8 protein-coding genes are annotated in these 21,827 nt (G+C 40.2%); all 8 read right to left on the reverse strand.

The genetic code is table 11. The features are described 5' to 3' along the window. Positions 1-94: 94 nt before the first annotated feature. Complete coding sequence (locus BW961_RS20045) at positions 95-934, reverse strand: carbohydrate ABC transporter permease (RefSeq protein ID WP_068586282.1); 840 nt, start codon at positions 932-934, stop codon at positions 95-97. Continuing rightward, entirely contained in the window at positions 931-1,821 is an 891-nt protein-coding gene (locus tag BW961_RS20050; protein ID WP_068586279.1) for a carbohydrate ABC transporter permease, read from the reverse strand. Before BW961_RS20050 ends, BW961_RS20045 begins: the two co-directional genes overlap by 4 nt. Before the next feature lie 91 nt (positions 1,822-1,912). Further along, positions 1,913-3,250: an ABC transporter substrate-binding protein gene (locus BW961_RS20055; protein WP_068586276.1), complete on the reverse strand. Its 1,338-nt coding sequence runs from the start codon at positions 3,248-3,250 to the stop codon at positions 1,913-1,915. 241 nt (positions 3,251-3,491) lie between these two features. Then, positions 3,492-3,629, reverse strand: coding sequence for an S-layer homology domain-containing protein (locus tag BW961_RS31960; protein WP_082867496.1), 138 nt, complete (start codon positions 3,627-3,629; stop codon positions 3,492-3,494). Between the two features lie 237 nt (positions 3,630-3,866). Further along, on the reverse strand, positions 3,867-8,498 hold the full coding sequence (locus tag BW961_RS20065; RefSeq protein WP_068586272.1) for a DUF7402 domain-containing protein: 4,632 nt from the start codon (positions 8,496-8,498) through the stop codon (positions 3,867-3,869). A gap of 439 nt (positions 8,499-8,937) precedes the next feature. After that, on the reverse strand, positions 8,938-9,372 hold the full coding sequence (locus BW961_RS20070; protein WP_068586269.1) for a hypothetical protein: 435 nt from the start codon (positions 9,370-9,372) through the stop codon (positions 8,938-8,940). Positions 9,373-10,386: 1,014 nt separating this feature from the next. After that, positions 10,387-16,287: an endo-alpha-N-acetylgalactosaminidase family protein gene (locus BW961_RS20090; protein WP_068586266.1), complete on the reverse strand. Its 5,901-nt coding sequence runs from the start codon at positions 16,285-16,287 to the stop codon at positions 10,387-10,389. 789 nt (positions 16,288-17,076) lie between these two features. After that, positions 17,077-21,282, reverse strand: coding sequence for a discoidin domain-containing protein (locus BW961_RS20095; protein ID WP_068586263.1), 4,206 nt, complete (start codon positions 21,280-21,282; stop codon positions 17,077-17,079). Between the last annotated feature and the right edge of the window lie 545 nt (positions 21,283-21,827).

Raw genomic sequence — 21,827 nt, forward strand, 5'->3', positions numbered from 1 at the left:
AGCAACAGTATTTTGTACGTATAGAAACATGATACTCTATTTACTCTTCACATAAGTTTCTTTCAAATCTCTGATTATTAATCTTAGCATCTTCTTATCCTTTCACTGCACCCGCAACAATACCTTTGAAAATATACTTTGAAAATATAAGGTAAATCACAAGTGTCGGTAACATAACCAATATAATCGCAGCGCTTAAATAATCCCAACTTCCAAACTTTGAACTACTAAAATACATCAAAGTCGTAGTCAACGTTCTTAGTGTGCTTGACGGCATATACAGATACGGGATATACATATCATTCATAACATCAACAGCTTTAATAATTGCTAATGTTGCAGTTGCCGGCAGCAGAAGTGGGAAAATCATTTTAGTAAAAACTTTAAAGTACGAACTACCATCCAGCATCGCACTCTCATCCAATTCTTTGGGAATACCATTTATGAACTGCGTATAAATATAGAGCTGTACCAGATTAGTTGCTGCATAAATCACGATCGGAGCCCAAATTGAATTATAAAGTCCAAGATTTTTAATAATGGTAAACCGTGAAATTTCAGTAATCATACCGGGCATGATCATACCTGCTAAAAAGAGACCGAGTATGATCTTCTTCAAGCGAAAATCAAATCTATTAATCGCATAGGCAGTCATTGTTCCTAATAGAGAATTAATAATGACACTGACCGCAATAAGGAATAAAGAATTACCCAACCCCTGTAAAAACTTTCCCTTTTCTAGTACAACTTTGTAGTTATTGAAATTAAAGCTTTCAGGTAGCTTTAGAGCAAATTCCGAGCCGATCTGCATCGAAGTTTTAAATGAAGCAAATAACGTTATAAGTAAGGGTATGAAGATAATCATACATATCATAAGTAGAATTAAATACAAGGCGAACTTCTTGATAGGGTTTGCTAACCGATTTGTCGTCATTCCTCACCAACCCCCTTCAGGTTGAACAGCCTGTTCTGTACACCATTCAGGATTATAATGAGAATTAACATCGTGATTCCCATCGCAGAAGCCATACCGAAGCTGTTAAATTTAAAGGCCGTCTCCAGCGTATATAATGTAAATGTACTACTCGCATGACCCGGACCGCCCTGTGTCATAATATACGGAATATCGAACACTTGTAGTGCCCCAACGATGTTTAAGAACAAAATAACCTCGAGTACCTTTTTTATACCAGGAACGATAATATACCAGAAATTCTGAATACTGTTGGCACCATCGATTTTTGCTGACTCGAATTGATCCTGAGGAATGGATTGTAAGCCGGCTAGGAATAAGATGACATGGAAGCCTGAGAATCGCCAAATCGATACAAACACTAAGCTAATGTTAACTATAGAATCATTCGTCAACCAATTCTGTATGAGCGACTCTAGCCCAAGCGCTTCCAAAATCCCATTTAACCCACCATTAATGGGACTGTAAAAGAAGGCGAATATATACGAGATAGCAACCCCATTGATTATGTAAGGCATGAATATGATGGACTTAAAAAACTTACTGGCACGAATCTTACTATCCAATAAAACCGCAATCGCTAGTTCAAGCGGTATCATAATTAAATGGAAAATGAAGTAGATGCCGTTATTGCGAAGTGATAGCCATACATCTGATGAATCCGTAAACATCTTAATGTAATTGTCGAAACCTATATAAACTTGCTGGGCAGCCATTCCATTCCAATCGGTAAAACTTATTCTGACAAGCTCTATAAGCGGGTATAGAACAAACATCAATAGCAGCAGTACAGGAATTAATAAAAATCCGAATAACAGTATGTTTTTCTGCATAGAAATCGTTTTCATTTCTGCCTTCCATTCCTTTCTCTATAAGGAAAGTGGCTCATCTTAACGATAGCCACCTTCCTCATTACTCACCTTTCGAATTGAGATTTATTTATTTGGAACGGGCATTTTTCCAACTCTTATTCATATCCTGCATCATCTTATTGAAATCCTTGCCTGCCATCATGTCCTGCCCCATTTTCTTCACATCGAACTTAATTGCCGTTTCAATTTTCTTATAATCCTCATTGCCGCCTTTATTAAGCACATAATTCAGATTTGATACGTCAAAAGCACCATCAAACATTGTACCTAGATCAATCTTTACATCCTTCATCGTCGATTGAAGTTGAGCTTCGGTCATATATTTAGAATACCAAGCGTCACTGAAGAACCAGTTAATGAATTCTTTCGCTTCATCTGGATACTTCGAAGATTTTGGAATTGAAAAGAACGTATCTACCATGGAAATCGTATTGAATGGATCATCTACTGAATTTCGAACCGGTAACAAGAATGCACCGATATCATTCATATCCACATCAGTCATCGATTTCAGATCACTACCGAACCATTGACCGAGAGCAATCATCGCTGCTTGATTTGAACCAAACATTAGCTTGGATTGATCAAAACCAACACCAAGTGGATCAGGACCCATTACCTTAGCATCGTACAACTCCTGAATCTTCACATAAGCATCATAGAAGGCTTCGCCTTTCGTAAAAGGCTCATCCTTCGTCGCCATCGTTGACCAGTAATCCCCATCGTTAGCTACCAGAGATGGCATAAATTCGTTGAAAGGATAATTCGGCCAACCGTCTTTACCGCCCATCGCAATCGGAATATATTTGCCGCCATCCTTAATGGTCTTCGCAGCAGCTACAAACTCTCCCCAAGTCTGTGGAATCTCAATTCCATATTCCTTAAAAATGCTCTTATGATACCAAACAAACTCATTGAATTGGCTTTCTGGTACACCATAAATATGATCATCCACCTTGAAATCAGCTGCGAATATATTGTTCTTGGCTGCGTCTAAGTCATCAAGAGGCACAATATTATCCTTGAAATTAATCAGCCATGCTGATTTCAGTGGCAAAATATCTGGCAATTCATTTGCTGCATTCCGGATCTTCATCGTATTTTCATACTCCGTATCCTTTAACAGCTCCAATTCAATGGTGACATTAGGATGTTCCTTTTTGTATTCGTTTACAAGATCTAGCTTCGTAAATAAGTCCTCCGTAATCGTTGACCATATTGGGAATTTTAATGTAACAGGATCCTTCTTTTCTTCTTTCTGCTCCTGCTGCGTATCCGGCTGAGTAGATTGCCCCTTATTAGTAGCCGTTTCCCCTTTAGTACAACCTGAAACCAATGGAATCATTAAGGCCGAAATCATGATCATACTTAATACGCGTGTAATACGTGGTCGAACATTATACATTTTACTTTCCCCCTATACTTATTTAATGCAGGCTATTGCTCATCTGCTGCTTACATCATAGCCCTTCCGATAAGAGATCAGAATGATAAAACATTCGAAATCATGATATAGTTTTAGGCTACCTGCACGCTCTGTAATCTCACATATCCCTAGATATTCCATAATATAAGCTATTTGCAATTGCTACAACCAAATTCAACTGCCCCTCCTTTTTATCGATCTCTTGACGAAGCATTTGGACTTACTTCAAGACCCAGTGCACGAATGATAATAACACTAATTCACTTCTGTTTATTTCATGATTTGCACGGAATGTACCCTCTTCGTATCCTAAAATAAAGCCAGATTTAGCAATGGCTTGAATGAATGGCTGAGCCATACCGATGTTTGCTTTTGATCAGCCAGGTCATGGTGATGCGGAATGCTCGTCCTGCACACCAAGAGTCTCCTCCCTGCATGAGCTATTTTTTGTTCAATAGATTATAGATTGTCTGCGCCATCTGCGCCCAGTTGGTTTAATCCGTCTCTGATTAAAACACAAAAGGCCCACAAGAGGGGCACTTTGTACAAATGTCCTTCTTGTGGGTCACAGTTTATTTTAACTCATGATGGTATTTTATTTTCCAGGCTTTCCAGACTGATCGTGCGGGACAGTTACGGTTGCAGTTGCAACTGTTTGGTTGCCTGCATGGTCGGTAGCCGTGTAAGTAACTGTATATACGCGACCTGTTCCCCCTCCGGATCTTGATGCACGCAAGCTGAACGACGTATCTTCTGAACCCAAATTCGCTTGGATGTCACCTTCTTCACTGTCCGGTTCGTTGCAGGTAATGGAGGTTAACACGACGGATTTGATTCCTGACAAAGCATCACTCGAATCAAGTATGGCATTCCCCTTCACCATTTTGTGATTGGCTGGCCATAATGTCGTAGGGTCCAACTCGAACGTGACGTTCGGCCCCGTCTTGTCAATCTTGACAGTAGCGGTATGACGCTCCTCGACATTCCCTGCTTTGTCTACGCTCCAGTATTGCAATTTATGAACGCCTTCTTCCTTGAAGACGACTGAATTGCCGGTTTGCTCCTCACCATCGTTTAGGATGTAATGGGTGCTAGCGACTCCCGTTCCACTGTCAGTAGCGTCCAGAAGTACCGTAACATCTTTATTCATCCAATCGGTGGACGCATTATCTGTTGTCATTGGCGCTTCTTGATCGGCTTCTTGATCGGCTTGAAGCACTGTCACTTGGATGCTTGTTGTCAAGGCTACGTTCTTCGGATTGTTCACACCTTCTGGTAAGGTCACGGTTCCATCGATCGTGAAGGTCTGTTCTTCCTTAACAGCTGGATCATAACTGGAAGCATCTACATTCCACGATACTTTCGCGTTTACATTTCCTCCATCAGTAACTAATCCGACTGTAGAAGGCAAGCCAAGTGCATCCGCCGTCTTCTCCGTGCCGTTCGCCAAGCCTGTGATCGCTGAAGGAGATGTGATGCTGTTTAATTTTTTGTCAGCTGCATTCAACAACTCGAACCAGTTGAAGTTCCAACCGCCTTTACTAGCCTTCAGCCTCACAGTCTGTGTACCCGCTTCCAATGATACGGTATCAGTAACAGTCGTCCAGTTCTGCCAACCTCCGGTTGCCGGTAGTGATGTGGTTTTCTTATTAACTCCGTCGACCGTAAATTGAACCTCGCCTGTACCATTGTTTACAGCTACCCTATACTTTACGACGTAGGCTCCGTCAGCAGGTACGTTTACTCTATATTCCATCCAATCGCCAGCATCAATATACCCTACGTTCTGGCCACCTTCAGAGCATGATTCAGTTTGAATTCCCGACATGGCTAGGTAACTCTCAGCCTCAAATTTCCCCAATGTTTGTGCCGGTGTTAATCCTTTCACAGGCGAACTCCATAATGTCATCCCTGAGGCATCCTTTGCCCTTACCCTGTACGTATGGGTTGATGTTCCGTCTAATCCCGTGTGTACATACGGACTAGTAACATTATTTATAACTCCACCGTCCACCTCAAGGTCATAGCCCGTTGCACCATCTACAGCATCCCAGGTCACAGTAACCTGAGAACTACTTGATGCATTAGCTGTAAGTCCCTTAGGTACAGTCAGGGAAGTTGCTACCCTATATACCTGAAACTCCGACAAGCCATTATTACCTGTACTGCCTGTTACCTGGAATCTGACCCATGTAACATTCTTGTCATCAAATGATACTTCTTTTGCTGTGCCATCATTCGGTATTCCTGTTACTACAACAGAACTACCGTCACTGAATGTAAGTGTCCCTCCTTTTGACCAATCATTTGGATTCGGACGGTCATAAAGGAATAATTTATTAATCATCTGACCACTGCTCCAGTCAAGCTGTATCCACGGATTAGCTTCGCCGTTGGATGCCCATTCCCCTGAGCCCCATACACCTATGATGTCATCTGCTACGTTCTGTGGAGCATATCTTTGGTCATTTAGAGGATAAGATGATGCTGTAATTGATGCACTCTGTGCCAAGTTCATGGGAGGAATTGGGAGCGTAGACAGCGGTGGTGCAAATTTTCCACCATAGATGTATAGCTGATCGTAATAGCTTACCCCTTTGCCGTCATCAGACCCCAACTCAACGCGATTGAAATTGGTTACTGAACTCAAGGTCTGAACTTGTACGCCATCAATATACAACTTTACATCAGTACCACTGGTGTAATCCCATTTCAATTCATGCCAACCATAAGTACGAGGAATAGAAGTTGCAGTTTCTGTGGAGCCGTTAAGAATAACATAATAGTTTCTATCTACTGTCGTATCCAAACCCAAGCCTACTGCATTAACACTATTGTCAACCCTTGCCAGCGATTTGACTGTTGTTGAAATAGTAGCCCCAGAATCGTATGGAGCTTGAGATTCGTTTTGCCTGTCAAATAATTTCACAGTAACTATTTTATTGAGTGAAGGACCTAGATCCCTGTACAGGACAGGCTTCACTCCCGTTACGGCACTATCGCTATCGATTTTCAAGGCTTTCTTGCCGTTAAAAGCTCCCTCTGACATCCATTCGGTTGTGATACGGGGTTTAGTTCCTCTGAATACCCATTTGGATAAGTCCAACCCGTTTTCAAAATCATCTTTGAAAAAGATATCGGCAGGTTCCTGAAATGTGTTACTTACTGGCCTATAGACACTCGGGAAATCAGCCCCAACTCCTATGTTGGCATAGTCCATCAAAGAATCATCAAAAGTAGCGAGTTGATTGTAGGCAGTACCAAAATCAATATTTGTATTGGTCAATTTATATCTTGAATCACCGCCGCCTATTTCAAAATTAAAATGCTGCGGATTTACTATTTTTACATTACTCAATTCAAACCCGGAAGTACCCATATCCAAGTTCATTCCGTTTGGTGCTATATCACTCATACTGGGGTTTGCCCCCACATTGTCTATTACCATCTGGTTAATATAATTTGGTTTGGAATTGGGGCCTCTGTAAAGATAGCACGCGAAGAATGCACCGTCATCCCCACCATCCTGTTGACTATCGTGCAAGTAGATATATTCGAAAGTGTTATGATGCGAATACATATCAGTCATTATATTGAAATTTGCATCACCGTTTGGGGATGCCGTTCCGCCGTTACGGCTGTAACCGGCGGTCAAAAATAAGCCTCTTCTTGGCGTGTTATAAATTTCTAAATGCGATAATGTATTATAGCCGGAGTTGTTAATTGTAACACCAGCGGTTTGACCAACCAACTGACCAATATCATGAATAATCGTATTGGTTACTATGTTATGGCTGTTATAGCCGTCCCCATTGGAATCCCCGCCTACGCCGGGATAGCCACCCTCCAGATTGATACCGCCATGCCCGGTATTTTCAATAAGAGAGTTGTTGATATTCGTGTACTGGTTTGCAAGATAGAGTTCAATACCGAACATCCCCGCATTTGTTATATGCGTATTGGTAATCGTGATGTTGTTCGTATTGCTTAAGGTGATTACACCAACCTGAAACTCCACTCTTTCGGACTGTTCGCTGTAAGAAGGCTGTGTACTACCTGCAGCCTCCGGCGGGTAATATCCTAAGCCGTCACCTGCATCCCCCCAGTTCCACCCGTAACTGTAGTAGTCAGGGAAATTGGTGTCTTTAAATTCCAACCCACTGAATGTAATATGCGATACCATGCTTGTACGGGCGGCGCCTTTGACCTCAATGATTTTCTCTACCGCAGGGATCACGATGTCCTGATCGCTTATATTACCGGAATCGATAGTAGGATAATAATACAGATCCCCTGTCGTTTTGTTGAAGTAGTATTCGCCGGGCTGATCCAGGAACCCTAAATTTCCCTGCAAAAAGTATCTTGCATCGCTGCGTGTAGCGTATTTGGGGCGATATGCCGCTCTATTATTCGGGTCGGTTTTGTAGTTAAGTGTACGTGTGGATGTATTTATGCTTGCAATTGGAATGGTGTCCGTCATCCAATCCCAATAGCCTCCATCCCACATATATACCTGTGCATCCAAGTCTCCTCGAGTTTGTGCATGAATCATTCCAGTCAATGACTCGGAATCAATATCACCAGACTTATAGATGAGGGTATTGATGCCTCCGCCGGCTGATCTCATATAGGTAGTTGATGCTGCAGGAAATCTTGGATCGATTTCTAAATTTTTTGTTCGTGCCATAATTGCTCTGGCATCGTTAACATATAAGGTATTGAAATTAATGTCTGTTCCAACATTAGTTTTGTATACTTTTCCCTCTACAGCAGCAGGCAGGTCTGCATCTGCGCCTGTACGCGTTACTGCACTCCATGACGAAGTTACTTTATTGCCGCCTATGAATTTTGCGGTCCCCAAACCATCCAAATTCCTATAAATAATGTTGAATCCATTCGTACCCGAATCACTTTCATTGAATGAAATCGTACTATTGACGTAATAATTCCCAGATGCAATAGACACGTATATATTTCCGGTCATATTGCTGTCAATAAGTCGAACTGCATCTCGAGCCGCTTGCAAAGTAGCGAAAGGATGGTCGTGAGACCCGTCATTTGTATCGCTACCAGAGGGTGATACAAAGAACTCTGCTTGGATATTGCCCGGCACTGCACTGGGAGCCTTTTCAGCAGCGAATGCATCTGTAACCGAACTTAAATCTATGGCTAATACCATGCAAAGAACAATCATTATAGCAGTGAATTTATGATAAGTTTTCACCATTTCGCATCTTTCCTCCCTGTTTAATTTCCGATGTGATCGCTTCTGAAGTGAACCCCCGTCACATCTCCTTCCTTAACTGATGTTGTTATTTCTTTTTTCTGAAGTTCATTATTACAGCACCCAACTATTCATTATTTCACCTCTCTTTGCTTCATACGTTTGACAAGATTAAATCTTGTCAAACAGAATACTGATAACGCTTACAGTATAGTTTGGCTACTCGTAAACCAACAACCACAAAAACTATTCATTTTTATGTTTTTTAACATTTTTTATTATATTAATCATTGAAAGAACCGCCCATCTCATACACGTCCCCCGTTGTTTGGAAGCAAGACCAAACAAATTGTCCCAATATTTCCATAACTTCAATTCTGATACTCTATGACTCATATTTTTCGTGTTTTCTATAAAAAATCATTATTCGAGATGATCGCAACTAATTTGAGAGAAAAATACCTGTTCCAACATTAGTTTTATATACTTTTCCCTCTACAGCAGTAGGGAGGTCTGCATCTGCGCCTGTACGCGATTCTGCACTCCATGACGAAGTTACTTTATTGCCGCCTATGAATTTCGCAGTCCCCAAACCATCCAAATTCCTATAAATAACGTCGAATCCAATCGTACCCGAATCACTTTCATTGAATAAAAACGTATTATCGACGTAATAACTACCAGATGTAATAGACACGTATATATTTCCGGTCATATAGCTGTTAATTAGACGCACTGCATCTCGAGCCGCTTGCAAAGTAGCGAAAGGATGGTCGTGAGACCCGTCATTTGTATCGCTACCTGAGGGTGATACAAAGAACTCTGCTTGGATATTGTCCAGCTCTGCACAGGGAGCCTTATCAGTCATATCAGTCATATAATTATAAGACTCTAATCACGGAACAAGAGAACTCCTTATTTTCTCTGGAAACTGAATATATAGTTGAAGTAAGCTACATGTTGAATATGTAATATCGAGGCATAATCCTATTCCCCTATTTAAGTATGATTCGAAATATTTAAATTCATGGAAATATTCATAGGAAGGAGCATTCTAATTACAAAATGCTATATATCTGTTTGGAGTCATGTATAAATGAGGCAAGGTCATTCGTTGTAGGATCTCAAAAACCCTGTTCTTTTTCGTGAAGATAGATCAATAAATCGAATTATTTATGTTTACATCTTACTCTCCCGCCATCGATAGTTTAATGACAATATATTTATTTCTTGACGAATTTTACAGAAAAAGTCAAATGTGTTCATTACAAAGTAAACATATTTAACGTTTACCATAAAAAACGAAAAACCCCTCCAGCGCACTCGTACCTCATGATTTCATTCGAGTATGTGCTTGAGGGGAATTTATTCTACTGAAGTATAATATAGCGTTCTTCTCTAACTTCTTTAAGATTGTTTAACTCGCCTAAAATCAATGTGGTAATAACTATCACCGTGGGGCAGGAGTACTGCTTATTTTCTCAATAAACTGAATATATGGAGTAAAATTATTTTTCCATACTATCCCGCTACTTATAAGTTAATGACAATAATTTGGATTTCTTGATAGCTGCCAGTTACCACTTCTTTAGTCAGAAGATCAATGACTATAACATTTTCCCCTATTCTTTTTTGATGCAGGCTATTACTCATCTGCTACTTTCATCATAGCCCTTCCGATAAGAGGTCAGAATGATAAAACATTCAAAATCATGATATAGTTATAGGCAACCCTGTACGCTTTTTAATCTCACATATCTCTAGATATTCCATAATATAAGCTAATTGCAATTGCTACAACCAAATTCATCTGCCCCGACTTTTTATCGATCTCATGAAGAAGCAAGAAGATCGCCTGCACTAGAGCAGACGATCTTCTTCGAAGTTACTTCTATTTTTTTGCGTTAAGCATTGCTAGAATCAAAGTGACTGCTTCAGCTCTAGTTGTTGAACCGTTGGGATTGAATTTGCCATCACCGTTCCCCTTAACTAGACCCGCTTCCACGGCTGCTGCAACATAGGATCTAGCCCATGCCGGAACCTGCTTCGCATCATTAAATGTCAGGTGTGCATTAGAATCCACTTCAAGACCTAATGCACGAACAATAATGACTACGAATTCAGATCGTGTTATTTCATTATTTGCACGGAAAGAACCATCTTCGTATCCAGAAATGAAACCAGCTTTTATAAGTGCATGAATGAATGGCTGAGCCCATACCGGTGTTTGCTTTTGATCAGCAAAACTAAACTCAGTATCGCCATGTTCCAATTTCAGCGCTCTTGCTAACATCGTTGCAAACTCACCACGAGTTACAGTACCATTCGGACGGAAAGTCCCGTCTTCATAGCCAGTTACAAAACCAAGTTCAACCGATTTTTCAATGGACGCCTTAGCCCAGTGATCCGCAAGATCAGAAAGCTTTACTTTTGGAGTTTCAGGCTTAGTTGGTTTTACTGGATCTGCTGGTTTTGTTGGCTTATTATCATCTTTTGGTTTTGGTGTAGGTGTAGGGCTTGGCGTTGGATCTGGTGATGGTGTCCAGTCACCATCCGATGAATAGGTTGCTGTTACTTTTACTGCTTCACCAGGCATTACAAATGTAGTAGCTTTTGCACTTGCATCTTTGAATACAACGTTACTGTTATCAGTAATCCATTTGTAAAATTTTTGGCCTTCTGGTGCTTCATATACTGCTATTGTTACGGTGGCTCCTTTAGCATAATTTCCGCTACCTTCACCATTTACTACTTCAACTGCATATTCTTGACCTGGATCTGTTACATCTTTATAAGTTGCTGTTACTTTTACTGCTTCACCAGGCATTACAAATGTAGTAGCTTTTGCACTTGCATCTTTGAATACAACGCTACTATTATCAGTAATCCATTTGTCAAATTCTTGACCTTCTGGTGCTTCATATACTGCTATTGTAACGGTGGCTCCTTTAGCATAATTTCCGCTACCTTCACCATTTAGTACTTCAACTGCATATTCTTGACCTGGATCTGTAATTGATTTAGCACCGTAAGCTTCAAACTCACGAAAACCTGCCCATGTTGTATCAACACCTAAAGCAGTCACTTTTATAAATTTAACATTATTAGCTGACCAAGTATCTTCTGTGAAACTTTCAGTAACTGGATTATCCCACTTATCCACAATTTTTTCCCAGTTCTCCCCATCGGAAGATACTTCTATTTTATACTTCATAGTACTTGAACCTGATTCCCAAGTAATCTTTGAACTAGTAACATCGTACTGTGCTCCCAGGTCAACCTGCCACCAGTGTTCAGTTTTTGGATCACTTACGCTCCAACGAGTTGATGTTTGACCATCATTACCCATCACTGCAGTATTACTTGACTGCTGACTGCTTGCAGTTGCAGGTTTCCTCAATGCAATGTTTGGATCTTCTTTTACTGTAATTTCTGCAATAGCTTTCTTATCCGCACCTTCGATCGTACCATTTACAGCAAACTGACCTTCTTTGCTTATCTGCTCATCAGAAATGCTTTCCCACGTAACAGATACAAATCTCTTTGAATTATCGCTCATTGTTACTTCAATCGTATTTGGTAAAAGTGGTTTTATACCAATCAATGTGCTCATTTTTATTTCAGGAATTTCACGAATTGTAGCTTGGTGTTCTGTAACTATTACAATAGCTTGTGCTTTGATATTAGTCCCTTCTACTGTACCCTCTACATTGAATGATCCAACATTCTGGTAGCTACCTTCAGCTATTTCATCCCAAGTAACAGGTACATTTATTACTGTACCATTGGAAGTTATCATTTTAGCCGATTCTGGCATAACAGGTGTAGTTCCTACTGTCGTGTAAACATTCATTACTTTTGCATCTACGATATCTGCTTTTTCACTAGCTGTTACGGTAACAGTAGCTGTAATCGCTGCAGCCTCAACTCCATTAATATGCCCTACGACTTCAAATGTTCCTTCAGTAGCATATTTTGAAGGCTCAATTGCTTGCCATTGAACTGGTAATTCCATTTGTGCGCCATTGCTCAATGTTGTCTTTACAGTTGCAGGCATTTCCGGATGCATACCAACGGAAGTGCTAACATCAACTTTACTTGGTCCAGTTATGAATGGCGCTTCTTGAGCAACCCTCATCTCAGCTACCGATGCGTAATTACCACGTCCTTCTAATGCAGTTAACTTAACGTGAGTAATTGCCTTTGAACTGTCAATAGCTATTTGTTTTGTAGCAATTGTTTTTTCCCATGTTCCGTTTGAAACAACTTTTACAAAATCTTCAGCATCTGCATACTTAACAAATAAGTCATATTTTGCAATAAATCCATTACCATTAGCTACACCCTTACCATCAGTCTCCTGTCTAGGTGTAACATCAACTCTGTTTACATTGTAAGCTTTACCTAAATCAAGCGTAATGGATTGTGGTAATGTATCACTTCCGTCCCAAGCTGTGTGCCACAATGAGCCTGTGTCTCCATCAAGAACATTTTCAGGGTTATCACCTTCTTGATAACCCGTTGCACTTGCAGTGATACCATCTACAGGTATAACTGATAAGTCAACAGGCGAAATTTGTGGTGGATCAATAGTAGCATTCTTTGCTTCTTTAACGACTAGATCATCAAGAATAAAATCTCCGGCTGAACTTCCAACCGTATTTCTTGTTCCTATCCAGTAATCTTCTGAGTTTGCTGTAAATTTAACAGTAAACAGTGTAGGAACAGTTGCTTGCGGCATAGGTACATTCATCACTTCCTTCGTACCGTTGCCAACAACGAAATTAATCTTCTTATCGAACTGGCTCTCATATTTGAATGTTACTTCGTACGTTGTTCCTTTATCGAATCTTAAAGTCTGTGGCAATGTTCTCATGATAAGACCGCTACCTGTTTTATGTGACTTAACTGACCATCCGCCATTTAATACGTCATCAACTGCTTTGCCATTCCAACCTTTCTGAGTGTATGGAGCGTGTAATTCTGATAAGTGAGTACGTGGATCACTTACTCCATCAGCATCTGCTATAATAAATGGAGTCAAACCTTGGTCAACATTTTCAAAATCTTCAGCTACTACTACCTCTGGAGATTGTGGTACAACTCTCTTTGTAGGTACAGAGCGGACATCGTCAAATGTTACAGTCGCCGTTCCTTGTGCTACCTTCAAGTATAATGTTGCAGTTTCCTGTCCTTCTGCTACATCAAATACGACTCTCATTCTCTGCATATTGGTGCTGTGCTTTGAGTCAGCTGAGATGTAGTTTTTAAGCGGTGAACTTTCAGTATAGTTTGTTATGTCTGCTCCGCCGAAATCTTTAACACCAATCGTCGTCTTACGTTTTGCCTTTCCTGCGGTGTTTGGATCATTAGCATTTGTACTGTTTGGAGTATTGCCTACCTGAACATATATGGATGTTGAGTATATTCCTGGCTTTAATCCTGATAATGGAGTCTCTAGTACAGTCTCTTCATCAGCGTTATCTTTTACTACTAATTCGTACTGGCCACGAGTATTTCGTTCTACAGTTGCTGCACCACTCTTTACATCCCAATTATCTAATGTTCCACTATTGAAGCTTGGATCCTTTGCAGGCATTCCAAATCCCCACTTCATATCTTTAGCAATTACAGAAACATCACCTTTGTATACAACGTAAGCTTGTTTTGGTTTAGCATCTATAGTGATTTTGCCATTAACTACATTCAATTCCTTTTCATTTTGTTTACCAGTATCTGTTAATGTATACAACTTAACTGTTGATACATTATTCCAGCTATTTGGCAGATCCCAAGTCGTTGTTCCGCCTTTTTCATTATAGTGGTACAGTTTTTCTTCAACACCAGCTAATTCGCTTCCTGTCTTATCCGCATTTGGCGACCATGGTAACAAATATTTGAGGTTATTGAATTTTACATCATCATAAACATTACCGTTATCTGTTCCTTTTTGTATGGTTACATCTTCTTCAAGAAGTTTCTTACCATCTTTCGTAAATATTCTCTTTCCATCTGATGTCCTTTCGGCAACAACATTTCCTTCAAATTCAATTCGTCCCACATTATTGGTTACACTGTACTTAGTCATTGGGAAGCTTTGCAGATATTTAGTTGGTAGATTTGTTTTGAACACAACATCTATCATTTCATCATAATCTACTCTACCCTGCCATCCTTCAGCGTCAGTTGCCTCAGTACCCCCAAGGATTGGATGGCGAGCTATCCAAGTATCTTTCTGGTCATTCCTAATAAATCTAGCTATATCACTGCTATAACCCTTTATACTCTTTCCGCCGTAATCATAGTCAACTGCCCAGTGATTCCAAACGACTTCATCTTCTAATACATTTGGAAACTCCGTAGTAAGAGTCCATCCTAAAGAATTCACTTCACTTGCAAATCTTCTTCCATTAAAGCCCTGTTCATACCACGCATCAGCATAAATAAAGTCAAGCGTGGGTGCATCGTCTTTCAACATCTGTAAGCGGTTCATTCTGTTGCCAGAATAAACTTCTCTACGGTATGTTGGGTCATCAAAATCATATGATGGATCAAGCCAGTCCCAACCGCCTTTGTTGATATTAACCAAATCATTATCAAAAGCCTTTGCTTCTGGGTGAGCACCTGTACCACTAATATGTACGCCCATGAAAGCATTATAGCTCTGTGCTTCTCTTACAAGTGTATCCATATCCTTCTGTCCGCCCTGACGTACACCAATATGTCCGCCGTAATCTGGATGTGCAGAGTCATGACCTTCCGCTTGGTAACCCTTTAATTCCACAAACTGTCCAAGTCCATCTGTTGATAAATATATTTTCTTTGTCTCATCTAATGTCTTTAAGAATGGGTTCGTTGCCTGGCTACCAAAGTTCATTGGTATACGGTGAACAACAAGTTCCGACATTCTGTCGCTACCAACAGGATTGTTCATAATATCACGGTATGCAATAGCTGCATCCTGCCAGTCCATTTTAGCATCACCGTTTGCATCCTCTGCGATAACTACCTTCGAATGTGGTAATGGCTCAGTTATATCATTAGGCATATTATTCCCACGGTATACCCATGAAGCACTCCACAACGCTGTACGAGAGTAACCCGTTTTCTCTGTAGTCTGCTTAACAATACGGTGGTTGTCATTGTCCGCATCTGTATTCGTATCACCAAATGCATTTGACCAAACACTGGCTGCCAATTCATCATTGTTAATGAACGCGTACATATAGTTTTTTGGTGTACTATCTACCGTAGGAGTACCTGATACATCTTGATACACATCACCTTTTTTATAAACAGCGTTTTCCATTCTGGAACCGGCAAATCCGGCACCCGCTTCAGTACTTTTTACCGATACCAAGCTATGGTTTGGAATTTCAATGGTGTGTATTTTTACTGTACCATTTTCTTCTACCTTTGTTACTTCAAAATCAAGTGTATTCTTTTCTACTGTCATTGTTAGAGTTATTACAACATTCAGCTCATCGACGGATAGCACATATTGGGCTTTATCTGCCTCTTCTGTGTACTTCACTGTTGGTACATAGTCTGTTCCGTTGATTCTGATTTTGTTCAATATATCTTCTGAACCATTTAACACTTTATTGTTTAACTCATACTTTATTACTCTTGGGAAATTCTGATCCACTTCAACCTTCATTTGATTTGATTCTATGATTCCATCATAAGTTGCAGCATCCACAACTCCCGAAAATGCAGGAATTGTAATGCTAATTATCTGTACAGAGGCTACCACAATTGCTAAGTTTTTAATTACCTTTGACAGTGACATCTTTTACCTCCTTCGAGTTTCAACTATTACTTTCAGATACTTGTAATTAACCTTTAATGTAATGGCTATAAAGTCAGCATCACCTCCTTTGAGTTCAACTCATTACTTTTGAATAACTTCATATTCGATCTAAAATGAATCCGCATTTTAATAAATATGGATTTCCAGATTGGAATCGCTTACATCAGTTTAAAAATTCATGAGTATTGTTCATAGGAGAGAGCATTCTGATTACAAAGTGCGATCTGTTTGGCGTCCTTGAATGATTTATGTTCACATCGTACTCTCCCGCCATGGATATGTTAATGACGATAATTTGGATTTCATGATCAATTTACGGTAAGCGTCAAATAGATTGTTTACAACGCAAACATATTTAACGTCTACCATGAAAAATCCCCTTCAGCACACTTATACCTCATGCTTTCAAAAAGCTGCATTCGAGTATGTGCTTGAAGGGGATTTATACTACTGAAGTATAGTAGACAAGGGAAACTTCATCGGAATTTGTTATTTGCCGAATGACTTAGATCTTGGATATGCTCACTTTCCATTGCTCCTCTCCATTGGTCCCCCCACAGTGCAGGCAAGCATTTATTAAAAATACTTGCCTGCACACCAAGAGTCTCATCCCTGCAAGCGCTACTTTTTGTTCAATAGATTATAGATTGTCTGCGCCCGGTTGGTTTGGTCCGTCTCTGATTAAAACTCAAAAGGCCCACAAGAGGGGTACTTTTTTCAAAGTGTCCTTCTTGTGGGTCACAGTTTATTTTAACTCATGATGGTATTTTATTTTCCAGGCTTTCCAGACTGGTCATGCGGAACGGTTACCGTTGCTGATTTAACCGTTTGGTTGCCTGCAAGGTCGGTAGCCGTGTAAGTTACTGTATATACGCGACCTATTCCCCCGCCGGATCTTGATGCACGCAAGCTGAACGACGTATCTTCTGAGCCCAAATTCGCTTGGATGTCACCTTCTTCACTGTCCGGTTCGTTGCTGGTAATGGAGGTTAACACGATGGATTTGATTCCTGACAAGGCATCACTCGAATCTAGTGTGGCATTCACCTTCACCATTTTGTGATTCGCCGGCCAGAGTGTTGTAGGATCCAACCCAATCTTGAGGTTTGGTCCCGTCTTGTCGATCTTCACGGTTGCTGTATGCCGCTCCTCGACATTCCCTGCCTTGTCTAAGCTCCAGTATTCCAGGTTATGAACGCCTTCTTCCGTGAGAACTACCGAATTGCCGGTTTGCTCCTCTCCATGGTTGACGATATAATGGGTGCTAGCGACTCCGCTTCCACTGTTAGTAGCATCCAGAAGTACCGTAACATCTTTATTCATCCAATCGGTGGGCGCATTATCTGTGGTTGATGGTGCTTCATATTCTTGACCTGGATCTGTAATTGATTTAGCACCGTAAGCTTCAAACTCACGGAAACCTGCCCACAGTTCCGGGTATCCCATGACAGTTACCTTGACATGTTCAACACCCTTAGCAGTCCAATTATCTGTTCTAACTTGTTCCGTGATGGTTGTGTTATTCATATGGTCAATCACTGTAGTCCAATTTGCAGCGTCACTTGAAACCTCGATCTTATACATCATGGCCTTACCGGCTTTTTCAAATATGACCTTTGAACCCGTTAAATCATATTTCCCGCCAAGATTCACCTGCCAGTAGTGTGGATTCTTATCTTCAGCCACACACCAACGAGTTGACTCATCACCATCGTTACCTGCTGATGCTGGATTGCTGTTCTGCTGGCTATCTGTAGAAGCAGGTTTGTTTAATACGACATTGTTGGATTCCGGTATAATTACACTCTTCATACCGCGAACTCTTATTTCATCAATAGAAGCGATTCCTTCTATAAATGTTACCTTCACAAACCTCACTTCTTGATTTGAAACCCTATCTGTTTTAACCTTGCTGGATTCTGTATACGCCGTTCTATCAACTGCAGATGTCCAAACCTTGCTATCACTTGACACTTCAACTTTGTACTTGCTTGCGTTTTCTGCAGCCCATTCTAACTCGATCTCTGTCAGGTCATACTTTTCTTCTAAGTCTACTGTCCAAGTCTTCAACGGATCCTCATATACAGCCTTCCATGCAGTAGATATATCACCATCGTTAGCTTTCGAAGCCTCAAAGCCTGTTTGTTCACTGCTTGCTGCAGTTATCTTGTTGTCAGATACGACCGGTATTGGAACTACATTTTGGTAAATGTTCATTTCAGCAGCGGAACCGAATCCATTTTTTCCAGCCAATACTTCAAATCTCAGGTAATGAGCCGGAGTGGGTTTGAATGTTACTGTTTTGGGTGTAGAATCGCTTACAAATGTTCCTTTATCCTTGACCAAGGTGTAGTTAACACCATCCATGCTTGTGTAGATGTTGTACTTGGTTACGATACCGTTATCTCCACCTGACTGTCTTGGAATATATTTAAGCTTAAATACGTCATATATTTGTCCTAAGTTGAAGTCCAAGGTGTGAGGAGGCGTATTTCCACCATTCCACTTTGTATGCCAGATCGTATCTATGTCTCCATCTATGACATTTGCTGCCTTATTATCCTCGTCTTGCGTTTCTTCACTTGAAGCGGTTACCGTCATGCCACTTGAAGGAATCATTTCAGGGTCAGCTTCGATTTTTATATTGACACCCTCACTCCATTCACTGAAACCAGCAAAGTTCTTGGATCTAACCTGTACTGTATGAGTCGATCCAGCAAGTAACCCTGTTTCTGAAAATGGGCTTGTAGCATTGCTTATGATCTTATTGTCAATCTTGATATCATATTGTAATGCTCTGGATACAGCATCCCATGCGATATCAATCGTTGAGCTGTTTGGTGAATCCACTTGAACATGAGCAGGAGCTGCTGCAATCTCCGGATAATCACCAGAACCAAACATAAACCAGTTTAGCTTGCACATTTCCGTATCAGAGCCGTTAAATATGAAGAATATCTTTTGCTTACCTGTAACTTCTTTTGTAAGCTCTGCTTTAACATTTACATACGCATTCAAATCACTTGTATTTGGAATTTGTAGTATGGCTATCGTTTCGGCTGGATTGCCTTCTGCATCAGCTAGTTTAACCTCAATCGTGCCGCTAGGTTTGTTACTGGCTATTCTTGCGTTAAACCATTTTGCCTCCCCATCACCAAAATCCACCTGGTCATAACGCAGCCAATCGCCATTCTTGATATTGGTCATACTTTGGTCGTATCCGCTGTTTACATCATCATCTGTCCACTCTGTTTTAGCGTTTATAGTAAGATTTTTATCTGTAACATAGTTTTGATCATCATAACGTTCAGCATCAATTTTCTTATCTACCCTAAATAAATTCCCTTGATTTTCAGTCGTTGTCAATTCAAATGAATCAACATCAATATATCCGCCAAGGGCTTTTGTTGCATAATTGAAAATACCAAATCTCATACCCACGTATGTTCCATAACGCATTTCATATCTTCCGCCTAATCGAGTAAAATTCACCCCATCTAGACTGTATGAAAACTCCGTTCTATATTCAAATCTTGGAATTTCAGCTCTAAACCAGATATTCGTTGTTCCTTCTGGAAGATCAATGGATGCCTCTTCTGTCCATAAGTCCTGAACAACGATTCTCTTCTTTCCATCTTCACTCTTTATTCCAATGAAGTTGGAATCTTTTTGTATAACAGATAATCCCGCTTGATCACCGTCAGCCATATGGCTTATATCCATCTGTACAGTTCCTATACTGTCTGGACCAATGATTCTTTGCGTAAGTGTATTTCTTGCATATGCTAATGAATTCGTTACACTAGATGTCTTAAGTCTTATATATCCTAGTCTCTCCGTAAGACTCCACTTTTCATTATCAGGGTTGTGATTCCACTGCCATTGTAGACCTAAATCGCTGCTACTGAAATCATCTGATGTTGCAGGTGCCTTTGGCTCAGTTGTACCCAAACCTGGTATATTAGGTTTCTTTAAAGTAACAACCGCTTTTTCCCCATCAAATTCTCCTAAATATGGCCATCCATCTTTCCAGTACACTGGCTGCAATGTTGGAACACGTCCTAGCTTTCCTCGATCCTGGAATATAACCGACCACCATTCTGATTCCTTTCCCTCACCCTGAGGAACCTCTACAATACCACCCTGGTGTATACCATTGCCTGTAAAATTCATAAAGCTTGTCATGATATCCTTTACTTCATAAGGACCATTCACCAAGTCTTTTGTTCTGATCGCTATTTCCTTTTTTGAACCTTTAGCCCAGGTTGGCGTACTTAGGATGTAATAGTATTCTCCAATTTTATATACATGTGATCCTTCATTATAATAACCACCCTTATAATCGTAGATCATCTTTCCATTACGTGATGCTCCAGGCTCTCTCTTAGAAATAATAGAAAGTTCACCAGTTTCTTCATTCACAATATTCAATTCACTTAGGTATAGTTGACCTTGACCATGTACAACGTATACCTTTCCATTGTCGTCAAAAAATAGTCCTGGATCGTATAGTTCATCTTCTAACTTGTAAATCGTCCATGGGCCCTTTGCGCTATTGGCGATACTTACGTATGCAGCATCTCCATTGATGTTGTACAACAAATAGAATTTACCGTTATGATACCTTAAACTGGTTGCCCATGGACCTTCGTCGTAAGCATTCAGCCCATTCTTTAGGTCGTACATGTCTCCTTCCATTCTGGCAACAGCGTAGCTTTCATATTTCCAATTAACCAAATCTTTCGAACTCATGATTGGACTTCCAGGAAATAGGTGCATACTCGTTGATGACATATAAAAGGAATCACCCACCCTAATCACGTCATTATCCGGATAATCTCCCCACAAAATTGGATTTGTGTAGGTACCATTTCCATTGTCGGCAGCCCTAGCATAGGTTGCAAAATTGATAAACATTGCAATAAACACTACCAGTACAATTGCTTTTCTTGCTTTTTGTCCAGAACTAAACATTTCAAACGACCTCCTTCAATCTAAATATATGATTATAAAAACTATAATCACGGAACAAGAGAACTGCTTATTTTCTCAAGAAACTAAATATATAGTTGAAGTAAGTCACATGTTGAATATGTAATATCGGGGCATAGTCCTATTCCCCTATTTAAGTATGATTCGAGATATTTAAATACATTGAAATATTCATAGGAAGGAGCATTCTAATTACAAAATGCTATATATCTGTTTGGAGTCATGCATAAATGAGGCAAGGTCATTTGGTGTAGGATCTCAAATACCCTGTTCTTTTTCGTGAAGATAGATCAATAAATCGAATTATTTATGTTTACATCTTACTCTCCCGCCATGTATAGGTTAATGATAATAATCTTGATTTCTTGATATATTTTACGGTAAGCGTCAAATAGGTTCATTACAAAGTAAACATATTTAACGTCTACCATGAAAAATCCCCTTCAGCGCACTTGTACCTCATGCTTTCAAAAAGCTGCATTCGAGTATGTGCTTGAAGGGGACATATACAACTGAAGTATAGTAAA

Origin of the sequence: Paenibacillus macquariensis (genome assembly GCF_900156375.1) — a bacterium.
Taxonomy (GTDB): Bacteria; Bacillota; Bacilli; order Paenibacillales; family Paenibacillaceae; genus Paenibacillus_AQ; species Paenibacillus_AQ macquariensis.

What these genes read in the sequence shown, in the direction of transcription:
- BW961_RS20090 (WP_068586266.1), bottom strand. Translation starts at nt 16,287, where the DNA reads ATGTCACTGTCAAAGGTAATTAAAAACTTAGCAATTGTGGTAGCCTCT.
- BW961_RS20050 (WP_068586279.1), bottom strand. Translation starts at nt 1,821, where the DNA reads ATGAAAACGATTTCTATGCAGAAAAACATACTGTTATTCGGATTTTTA.
- BW961_RS20070 (WP_068586269.1), bottom strand. Translation starts at nt 9,372, where the DNA reads ATGACTGATATGACTGATAAGGCTCCCTGTGCAGAGCTGGACAATATC.
- BW961_RS20055 (WP_068586276.1), bottom strand. Translation starts at nt 3,250, where the DNA reads ATGTATAATGTTCGACCACGTATTACACGCGTATTAAGTATGATCATG.
- BW961_RS20045 (WP_068586282.1), bottom strand. Translation starts at nt 934, where the DNA reads ATGACGACAAATCGGTTAGCAAACCCTATCAAGAAGTTCGCCTTGTAT.
- BW961_RS20065 (WP_068586272.1), bottom strand. Translation starts at nt 8,498, where the DNA reads ATGGTGAAAACTTATCATAAATTCACTGCTATAATGATTGTTCTTTGC.
- BW961_RS31960 (WP_082867496.1), bottom strand. Translation starts at nt 3,629, where the DNA reads ATGGCTCAGCCATTCATTCAAGCCATTGCTAAATCTGGCTTTATTTTA.
- BW961_RS20095 (WP_068586263.1), bottom strand. Translation starts at nt 21,282, where the DNA reads ATGTTTAGTTCTGGACAAAAAGCAAGAAAAGCAATTGTACTGGTAGTG.